Genomic DNA, 7,998 nt, shown 5'->3' on the forward strand with positions numbered 1-7,998 from the left:
GCGCGTCGCCGGGCAGCCAGTGCGCGGGCACCGGGCCGTCGCGCAGGTAGGCCAGCGCCGCCAGCGCGTCGTAGGAGTGCCCGGCCAGGGCGATGCGCGCGCCCTGCGGCGCGTCCAGGCCCAGCACCTGCGCGCGCGGCGGCGTCACGAACAGGTAGTGCCGCTGCCCGGTGGCCTCGGCGAAGCCGAGGTAGGACGGTTCGGTGCTGCTGTCCAGCGCCATCACCGCACGGGTGCGGCCGTTGCCGTCGTCGAGCAGGACCGGGCGCCCGGCGCGCAGCTCCGATGCCGCACGTTCGCTGCGGATCGCGGCAGGATCGCCGAAGGCGTGCGCGGAAGGGGCGGTGGGGCTGGTCATGCACGACTCCAGATGGGGGATCGGCGGCGCCGCTTCAAGGCTGCCGCATCCGGTCGCGGTGGCCCCGGCACGGTGCCGGTCGGCGCCGATGGCGCTCGGGCGCCATTGTCGCGCGCTTTGCCGGACGCGCCAGCCTGCAGGCGATGGAACGCACTGTGCCCGCTCGCGCGCGCCGCCGATGCAACCAAATCGGCGGCTGCGGCAACGCGCCGGCGTGAGGGGAGGTGTGCACGCGCCGCCGGTTGCTTGCTACTGTGCGGCACCGCGTCCGCTCCGGCCCCCGCATGCAACTCGTCGATTGCACCGAACCGCGCCACGCCATGGCGATCCTGGAGATCTTCAACGACGCCATCGTCCATTCCACCGCGCTGTACGATTACCGGCCGCGCCCGCCGGAGAGCATGGCGGCCTGGTTCGCGACCAAGCGCGCCGGCAACTTCCCGGTGCTGGGCCTGGAGGACGCCGACGGCACCCTGCTCGGCTTCGCCAGCTACGGCACCTTCCGCGCCTGGCCGGCGTTCAAGTACAGCGTCGAGCACTCGGTCTACGTGCACCGCGACCATCGCGGCCGTGGCGCGGGCCGACGCCTGCTGCAGGCGCTGATCGACACCGCGCAGGCGCGCGGCGTGCACGTGCTGGTCGGCGGCATCGACGCCAGCAATGCCGGCAGCATCGCCCTGCACGAGCAACTCGGCTTCGTGCACGCCGGCACCGTGCGCGAGGCCGGCTTCAAGTTCGGGCGCTGGCTGGACCTGGCGTTCTACCAGCGCATCCTCGCCGGCCCGGCGCAGCCGCACGACGATTAGCGCGGGCTTTGTCAGAGGCGAGCGCCTCAGTCGCTCTTAGTGCGGATGGCGCTCGGTGGCGTAGGGATTGGGCTCGGCCGGGTCCGGGCGCAGGGTGTAGCGCTTGTAGGTCCATTGGTACTGCGCCGGGTCGCGCCGCGCCACCCGCTCCACGCCTGCGTTGAGCGCGGTGGCCGCGCGCAGCGGGTCGGCATCGGCGATGTCCGGCGGCGCCGGCTGCACGTGCAGGGCGAACTCCAGGTCGTTGCCGACGCGCTCGCACCAGGCGAACAGCACGGTGGCGCCGGTGCGCTCGGCCAGGCGGTTGACCAGGGTCATGGTCAGCGCCGGCACGCCGAAGAACGGTGCGAACACGCCATCGCCGGCCTTGGGCTGCTGGTCGGGCAGGATGCCGACCGCGCCGCCGTCCTTGAGCGTCTTGAACAACTGCCGCACCGCCGGACCCTCGGCGCGCACCTGGCGCACACGCTCGCCGCTGCGGACCAACTGCAGGAAGGCGTCGCCCACGGCCGACTCCGGTGCGCGGTAGACGATGGCGATGTCGCCGCGCGAGGCCAGCCACTGGTTGAGCAGCTCCCAGTTGCCGAAATGCGGCGCGGCCACGATCACCCCGCGGCCGGCGGCCAGCGCCGCGTCGTACAGGTCCTGGCCGTGGCGCAGGCGCAGCCGCGCCAGGTTCTGCTCCGGCGGCCGGGTCCACAGCGCCAGGGTCTCGAACGCCTGCCGCGCGGTCGAGCGCAGCACGTCGCGCTGCAGGGCCACGCGCTCGCTGGGCAGCAGCTCCGGATAGGCCAACTCCAGGTTGCGCCGGACCACCCGGCTCTCGCGCGCATCCAGGCGCAGCCACAGCCCGGCCAGGCCGTCGGCCAGGCGGCGCAGCCACGGCCACGGCAGGCGTGCCACGGCGGCGGCGCAGCGGTACAGCAGGGAAGCGAGCGTGGCGGGTTTCATCGCCCCAGTTTATCCGCTTGGCGCATCTGGCCCGCCCGCCCGGCATCGCGGATCGCGTCGGCTGCGTGCGCTGTCGCTTTCTCAATCTCGCCCATTCGGCGATGATGCCGCACGATCGCAACCGTTCGTCGCGGTGCGGCCAGTGACGAATCCCCAATCCCCAATCCCAACCCCCGCCCTATGCTCTCGCTGATCCAACGCGTCACCCAGGCCTCGGTCAGCGTCGATGGCGAGGTCGTGGGCCAGATCGGGCCCGGCCTGCTGGCACTGGTGGCGGTGGAGCCGGGCGACGACGAGGCCAAGTTGCAACGCATGGCCGAGCGCCTGCTCGGCTACCGGGTGTTCTCCGACGACAGCGGGCGCATGAACCGCTCGTTGCGTGACACCGGCGGCGGTCTGCTGCTGGTCAGTCAGTTCACCCTGGCCGCCGACACGCGCTCGGGGATGCGGCCCAGTTTCACCACCGCGGCGCCGCCGGCCGAGGCTGAACGCGGCTTCAACCGATTGGTGGAGGTGTGCCGCGCGCAGCACCCGCCAGGGGTGGAAACCGGCCGCTTCGGTGCCCATATGGTCGTCAGCCTGGTCAACGACGGCCCGGTCACTTTCCTGCTCCGGCCGTAGACGCCGGCGCGTTCCTGGCGGAGCCGTTCAGGCTCCTCGTCCGGCAAGCGGCGGTCCGGGCTGTTATAATGCTAGGTTCACTCATTCACCTACCTGCCGGTGGCGCGAGCACTCATGGCCAACGAACGTCCTGCCCAGCAATCCGACATCAAGCAACTGATCAGCAAGGGCCTGGAACAGGGCTATCTGACCTACGCGGAAGTCAACGACCATCTTCCCGACGATCTGGTCGACCCCGAACAGATCGAAGACATCATCGGCATGATCAACGGCATGGGCATCGATGTCCATGAAGTTGCGCCCGATGCCGAAACCCTGTTGCTCAACGACGGCAACACCGGCAACCGCGAAGTCGACGACACCGCGGCCGAAGAAGCCGCCGCGGCGCTGACCGCGCTCGACACCGAAGGCGGCCGTACCACCGACCCGGTGCGCATGTACATGCGCGAGATGGGCACAGTAGAACTGCTGACCCGTGAAGGCGAGATCGCCATCGCCAAGCGCATCGAGGAAGGTCTCGGCCAGGTGCAGGCCGCGCTGGGCGCGTTCCCGCTGGCGGTGGAGACCCTGCTCGAGGACTACGAACAGCACAAGGAAGGCAAGAAGCGGCTGGCCGAGATCGTGGTCGGCTTCAACGACCTGATCGAGGAAGAGCCGGCGCCGCCGGTCGCGGTTTCCGACGACGACAGCGCCACCGATGCCGATGCCGACGAGGATGACGACGAAGACGTCGACACCGCCGAAGAGGATGCCGGCCCGACCGGTCCGGATCCGGCCGAGGTCGCGCGGCGCATGGAAGTGCTGGCCACCGAATACGCCAAGTTCAAGAAGGCCCACGCCAAGAACGGCGCCGAGCACAAGCTGGTCACCAAGCTGCGCAACGACATCGCCGAGGTGTTCGTCACCCTGAAGCTGCCGCTGCCGCTGACCGACGTGCTGGTGCGCAAGCTGCGCGACACCATGGCCCAGGTCAAGGACCACGAGCGCCGCGTGCTGCACCTGGCCACCCACGTGGCACGCATGCCGCGCAAGGACTTCATCCGTTCCTGGGAAGGCAACCAGACCAACGTGGCCTGGGTCGACGACGCGCTCAAGCGCAAGCAGAAGTGGTCGTCGGCGCTGCGCGACGTCAAGGACCAGATCATCGCCGAGCAGGAGGCCACCGTGGCGGTCGAGCAGGCCACCTACCTGAGCCTGGCCGAGCTGAAGGAAATCAGCCGGGCCATGGCCTACGGCGAGGCCAAGGCGCGCAAGGCCAAGAAGGAAATGGTCGAGGCCAACCTGCGTCTGGTGATCTCCATCGCCAAGAAGTACACCAACCGCGGCCTGCAGTTCCTCGACCTGATCCAGGAAGGCAACATCGGCCTGATGAAGGCGGTGGACAAGTTCGAGTACCGCCGCGGCTACAAGTTCTCGACCTATGCCACCTGGTGGATCCGCCAGGCGATCACCCGCTCGATCGCCGACCAGGCGCGCACCATCCGCATCCCGGTGCACATGATCGAGACGATCAACAAGTTGAACCGCATTTCCCGGCAGATGCTCCAGCAGTACGGCCGCGAGGCCACCCCGGAGGAGCTGGCCAAGGAAATGGACATGCCCGAGGACAAGATCCGCAAGGTGATGAAGATCGCCAAGGAGCCGATCTCGATGGAAACCCCGATCGGCGACGACGAGGATTCGCATCTGGGCGACTTCATCGAGGACACCAACGTGGAGTCCCCGATCGAGAACACCACCAACATCAACCTGTCCGAGACCGTGCGCGACGTGCTCGCCGGGCTGACCCCGCGCGAAGCCAAGGTGCTGCGCATGCGCTTCGGCATCGACATGAACACCGACCACACCCTCGAGGAAGTCGGCAAGCAGTTCGACGTGACCCGCGAGCGCATCCGCCAGATAGAGGCCAAGGCGCTGCGCAAGTTGCGTCACCCGAGCCGTTCGGAACAGCTGCGCAGCTTCCTCGACATCGACTGATCGCGCGCGGTTCGCGGTCACGACAGAGCCCCGCCATGTGCGGGGCTTTTTTGTGGGTGCAGATGCCGGATCGAACGGTGCGCCGCATCCCTTGTAAGAGCGGCTTCAGCCGCGACCGGGCCTTCCCGGGAACACCTGGTCGCGGCTGAAGCCGCGCCTACAACGGGCAACAGGGGCGCAGGATCGCTGCGCCTCTGTGCAGGTCGCATCCGCTTACGCGAACGCCTTGCTGCCGCGCATCACCGCCAGCACGTCGTGGCAGGCGCCCATGGTGTGGTAGTCGGTCTTGCCGGCCGGGCTCTTTTCGTCGCTGTAGCTGCGGTTGTCGCGGCTGAGGATGCGGAACCAGGCGCCGTAGCGGTGGTCGACCAGATGCTCCCAGGAATACGCCCACAGCCTGTCGTAGGCGGCGCGATACGCCGCATCGCCGGTGGCGGCCAGCAACCGCGAGGCCGCGGCGATGGCTTCGGCCTGCACCCAGAAGTACTTGTCGTCGTCGCAGAAGTAGGTCGGTGCCGCGGCCACGTCGGGCACGCCGACCACCGGCGCGTCTTCGGTGCCGGAAGCGAAGCCGTAGACGATGCCGCCATGCTGCGCGTCCCAGCCGTGCGCCAGGGCGGTGTCGAACAGGTGCCGCGCGGTCGGCAGCAGCCACGCCGGCGCGGTGCCGGTGGACGCCTGCAGGTGCCCGTGCAGCAGCACCAGCAGCTTGGACCACTCGACCTGGTGGCCGGGCTGGAAGCCCCACGGCCGGAACAGGTGCTTGGGGTTGTCGCGGTTGTAGTCCCAGTCCACCTGCCAGTCGGCGTCGTAGTGCTCCCACACCAGGCCGCCGGCCAGTGCCGCCTGGCGGCGGGTGATGTGGTCGGCCAGCAGCAGCGCGCGCTGCAGGTAGCGCGGCTCGGCGCTGGCCTCGTAGGCGGCAATCAGCGCTTCGCACAGGTGCATGTTGGCGTTCTGGCCGCGGTAGCTGGAGAACGTCCACTCGGGTGTGGCCTCATCGCGGTACAGGCCGGCGGCGGCGTCCCAGTAGCGGGTTTCCAGCAACTGCCAGGTCTCGTCCATCCACGCGTCGGTGTCCAGGCCGGCCTTCTTCGCGGTGGCGTAGGCCAGCAGCACGAAGGCGGCGCCGTAGGCGTGCTGGGTGCGGTCTTCGGCCACGCCGTCGCGCAGGGTCCACACGTAGCCGCCGCTGGCGGTATCGCGGTGCACCTCGCGCAGGTAGCGCAGGCCGTGGCGCGCGGCGTCCAGGTACTCGGCGGCCAGCGCCGAGTCGGCGAACTCGATCGCGGCCATCGCGTAGTTGAAGACGAAGCGGGTGCTGCTGACCAGGTGGCGATGGCCGGCGTCGTACACGCTACCGTCGTCGCGGAAGTAGTGGAAGAAACCGCCCGCCGGATCGATCGCGCGCGGGTGGTAGAAGGCCATGGTGTCGGCGATGTGTGCGCGCAGGACGGCGGCGTCGGCGAAGTCGGGCAGGGGCGTGGCGGGCAGGTTCATGCGGTTGGCTGGCGAGCTGGGTGAGGGAGGGGAAGGCAGTGGTGCGCGGCGGCGGCGTGTGCGCCGCCGCCGCAACGCGAACGGATCAGCGGATCAGTGCATCACGCGCGCGGTCGGCGCGGTGGTTGGCGCGGCCGCCGCCAATTCCGGCGACAGGCGCGAACCGCGCAGGCCATACCAGACGATGTAGGCGTAGCACAGCAGCGGGATCACGAAGGCATGCTGGATGCCGATGGCGTCGGCCAGCGCGCCCTGCGCCAGCGGCACCAGGGCGCCACCGACGATGCCCATGATCAGCAGACTGGAGGCCTTGCTGGTCAGCACGCCCAGGCGCTCGATGGCGACGGTGAAGATGGTCGGGAACATGATCGAGTTGAACAGGCCGATGGCGATCACGCTCCACATCGCCACATGGCCGGTGCTGAGCATGGTGGCGATCAGCAGCAGCGAGGCGATGCCGGCGAAGGTCGCCAGCAGCTTGCGGGCCGGGACGAACTGCAGCAGCGCGGCGCCGGCGAAGCGGCCGACCATCGCGCCGCCCCAGTAGAACGGCAGATAGTGGCTGGCAGCGGCTTCGGTCAGGCCACCGGTGGTGGGGCCGGAGATGTAGTTGATCAGGAAGCTGCCGATCGAGACCTCCGCGCCCACGTACATGAAGATCGCCACCACGCCCCACAGCAGGTGCGGGTGGCGCAGCGCGTCGGCGAAGCGGTGATGCGATTCGGCGCTGGCGTCGTTGTCCTCGCGCAGCGACGGTACCCGCATCACCAGCACGAACACCGCCAGCAGCAGCAGGCCGCCGGCCAGCATCAGGTAGGGGATCTCCACCGAGCGCGCCTGCTCGATGCGATAGGCGGACAACTGCTCGGGGTTCATCGCCGCCAGCTGGTCGGCACCGAGCACCGCGCCGGCCAGGATCAGCGGGCCGATCAGCCACGGGAACACGGTGGTGCCCAGCGAGTTCAGCGCCTGGGCGAAGTTGAGCCGGCTCGGCGCCTTCTCCGGCGCGCCGATCAGGCTGATGTACGGATTGGCCGCCACCTGCAGCAGGGTGATGCCGCTGGCCAGCACGAACAGCGCGGTCAGGAACAGTGGGTAGGAGGGCAGGCGCGCGGCCGGGTAGAACATCGCCGCGCCGATCGCCGCCACCACCAGGCCGATGACGATGCTGGCCTTGTAGCCAACCCGCGACACCACCGCGCCGGCCGGCACCGACATCAGGAAGTAGGCGCCGAAGAAGGTGAACTGGATGAGCATCGACTGCGCGTAGTTCATCTGGAACACGGCTTTCAGATGCGGGATCAACACGTCGTTGAGGCTGGTCAGGCCGCCCCAGGTGAAGAAGATCATGCTGACCACCGCGATGGCGGCGGTGTTGGACAGCGGGCGACGGCTCATGCAGCGACTCCGGGAACGGGCGAGAGGGCGACCCGGCTGCTGGCACGCAGGCACAGCCGGGCGGGGGCGATGGTAAGCGCAGGCAGGGCCTGGCGGTGGCGCAGCGCGTCCAGCACCAGGCGCGCGGCCTGCATGCCGCGCTCGCGCGGGGCGACGGCGACGGTGGACAGCGGCGGGGTGGCAACGGCGGCCTCGGGAATGTCGTCGAAGCCGATCAGTGCGTAGTCGCGGCCGGCGATGCGGCCACGTTCGGCCAGGCCGCTGGCCAGGCCCAGCGCGACCACGTCGTTGTAGCAGACCAGCGCGGTCGGCAGCGGGTCGCGCGCGCACAGCGCGCCGGCCTGGCGCGCGGCTTCCAGCCGGGTCGGCGCGCATTCTATCAGCCAC

The 7,998-nt window shown here is 69.5% G+C and carries 8 protein-coding genes and 1 pseudogene; 4 read left to right on the forward strand and 5 right to left on the reverse strand.

The window, feature by feature from the left end:
- Positions 1–358, reverse strand: a pseudogene (locus D180_RS04695) (GTP cyclohydrolase); the annotation flags it as partial.
- Between the two features lie 284 nt (positions 359–642).
- Here D180_RS04695 and D180_RS04700 point away from each other — a divergent pair.
- On the forward strand, positions 643–1,164 hold the full coding sequence (locus D180_RS04700) for a GNAT family N-acetyltransferase (RefSeq protein ID WP_017911888.1): 522 nt from the start codon (positions 643–645) through the stop codon (positions 1,162–1,164).
- A 36-nt stretch (positions 1,165–1,200) separates the two neighbouring features.
- Here the strand turns inward: D180_RS04700 and D180_RS04705 are convergent, their stop codons facing one another.
- Positions 1,201–2,115, reverse strand: a complete 915-nt coding sequence (locus D180_RS04705) for a lauroyl acyltransferase (protein ID WP_017911889.1) — start codon at positions 2,113–2,115, stop codon at positions 1,201–1,203.
- Positions 2,116–2,132: 17 nt separating this feature from the next.
- On the opposite strand from D180_RS04705, the gene D180_RS24720 reads away from it, so the two are divergent.
- The 3 genes from D180_RS24720 to rpoD all read left to right on the forward strand — a co-directional run bounded on the left by D180_RS24720 (position 2,133) and on the right by rpoD (position 4,713).
- The gene (locus tag D180_RS24720; protein WP_017911890.1) at positions 2,133–2,261 is read left to right on the forward strand and encodes a hypothetical protein; all 129 of its coding nucleotides are present in this window, start codon (positions 2,133–2,135) and stop codon (positions 2,259–2,261) included.
- A gap of 34 nt (positions 2,262–2,295) precedes the next feature.
- Positions 2,296–2,736 carry a D-aminoacyl-tRNA deacylase gene (dtd, locus tag D180_RS04710; RefSeq protein WP_017911891.1) on the forward strand — a complete coding sequence of 147 codons (441 nt, stop codon included), beginning with the start codon at positions 2,296–2,298 and terminating at the stop codon, positions 2,734–2,736.
- A gap of 114 nt (positions 2,737–2,850) precedes the next feature.
- Complete coding sequence (gene rpoD, locus D180_RS04715; RefSeq protein WP_010340704.1) at positions 2,851–4,713, forward strand: RNA polymerase sigma factor RpoD; 1,863 nt, start codon at positions 2,851–2,853, stop codon at positions 4,711–4,713.
- A gap of 213 nt (positions 4,714–4,926) precedes the next feature.
- On the opposite strand, the gene D180_RS04720 is transcribed toward rpoD, so the two are convergent.
- From D180_RS04720 to D180_RS04730, 3 genes are all read right to left on the reverse strand, one after another.
- Complete coding sequence (locus tag D180_RS04720; protein WP_017911892.1) at positions 4,927–6,213, reverse strand: AGE family epimerase/isomerase; 1,287 nt, start codon at positions 6,211–6,213, stop codon at positions 4,927–4,929.
- A 93-nt stretch (positions 6,214–6,306) separates the two neighbouring features.
- Positions 6,307–7,611 (reverse strand): sugar MFS transporter, encoded by a 1,305-nt coding sequence (locus D180_RS04725; RefSeq protein ID WP_017911893.1) that lies wholly within the window; start codon positions 7,609–7,611, stop codon positions 6,307–6,309.
- The coding region (locus D180_RS04730; RefSeq protein WP_017911894.1) for a substrate-binding domain-containing protein at positions 7,608–7,998 on the reverse strand (391 nt) is incomplete at its 5' end. The genes D180_RS04725 and D180_RS04730, both read right to left, overlap by 4 nt.

This window comes from Xanthomonas sp. SHU 166, assembly GCF_000364685.1.
Taxonomy (GTDB): domain Bacteria; phylum Pseudomonadota; class Gammaproteobacteria; order Xanthomonadales; family Xanthomonadaceae; genus Xanthomonas_A; species Xanthomonas_A sontii.